Origin of the sequence: Streptomyces sp. ADMS, from assembly GCF_033441795.1 — a bacterium.
GTDB lineage: Bacteria > Actinomycetota > Actinomycetes > Streptomycetales > Streptomycetaceae > Streptomyces.
The window spans coordinates 1-1,166 of the sequence record NZ_JAVFVX010000318.1 but is presented as its reverse complement, the minus strand read 5'-3'; the positions used below and the strand labels follow the sequence as shown (position 1 = coordinate 1,166).

Genomic DNA, 1,166 nt, shown 5'->3' with positions numbered 1-1,166 from the left:
CCCCGCCGCCCCTACCCGTCCCATCCCGTTCCTGGGGGCTGCGCCCCCAGACCCCCCTACGGCCCTGAACGGGCCTTGTCCTCAAACGCCGGACGGGCTGAGAGCGCGGGCCGGCGCTGAGGGGTGTCGCCCGGGCTGGGGGTGTTGCCTGGGTTGGAGGGTGTTGCCGGGGTTGGGGGTGCGGGCCGGCGTTTGGGGGTGTTGCCGGGGTTTGAGGGTCGCCCGGGTTGGAGGTGCGGGCCGGCGTTTGAGGGTGTCGCCCGGGCTGGATGGTGACGGCGGGTGCTGGCACGGTGTCGCCTGTGGTGTCGAGTGAGGTGGGGGTGGGTGGAGAGGAAGCTGTGGGGGTGAAGGGGCCTTCTCCTTGCCGCCGGACAGGCTGAGATACCCGGTCCTGTGCTGGACAGATGCGTGAACGGGTGGGTGGGAAACGCGGCCCGGCTGCACCCACCCTCGCCTCTCACGCGTCCGGCGAGACCGACGTACGCCCTATGCCGGGCGCAGCCATACCGTCGCCAGTGGTGGCAGCGTTACGTGGATGCTCGTTGCGCGGCCGTGCCAGGGGTGGGGGTCCGGTTTGAGGGGGGACGGGTTGTGGGTGCCGGCGCCGCCGTAGCGGGACGCGTCCGTGTTCAGGGTCTCCTGCCAGGCCGGCGCCGTGTCCGGGACGCCTATGCGGTAGTCGTGGCGGACCACCGGGGAGAAGTTGCTGATCGACAGGAGAGGGGTGCCCTCCGCGTCGTAGCGGGCGAAGGCGAAGACGTTGTCCTCCGTCGCGTCCCCGACCAGCCACTCGAAGCCCGAGGGATGCGTGTCCCGCTGCCAGAGGGCCGGGGTGTCCCGGTACACCGTGTTCAGGTCGCGGACCAGGTCCCGTACGCCCCTGTGGTCCGCCTCCGCGCCGTAGGCGGGGTCGAGCAGCCACCAGTCGGGGCCATGCGCCTCCGACCACTCCGCGCCCTGCGCGAACTCCTGGCCCATGAACAACAGCTGCTTGCCGGGGTGCGACCACATGAAGGCCAGGTACGCCCGCTCGGTCGCCCGTTGCTGCCACCAGTCGCCCGGCATCTTCGACACCAGCGAACCCTTGCCGTGGACCACCTCGTCGTGCGAGATCGGCAGGACGTAGTTCTCGCTGTACGCGTACACCATGGAGAACGTCATCT

1 protein-coding gene is annotated in these 1,166 nt (G+C 70.5%); it reads right to left on the bottom strand.

Annotated elements, in window-relative coordinates; translation table 11 throughout:
• Positions 1 to 489: 489 nt before the first annotated feature.
• The coding region (locus RB628_RS40695; RefSeq protein ID WP_318325678.1) for an alpha amylase C-terminal domain-containing protein at positions 490 to 1,166 on the bottom strand (677 nt) is incomplete at its 5' end.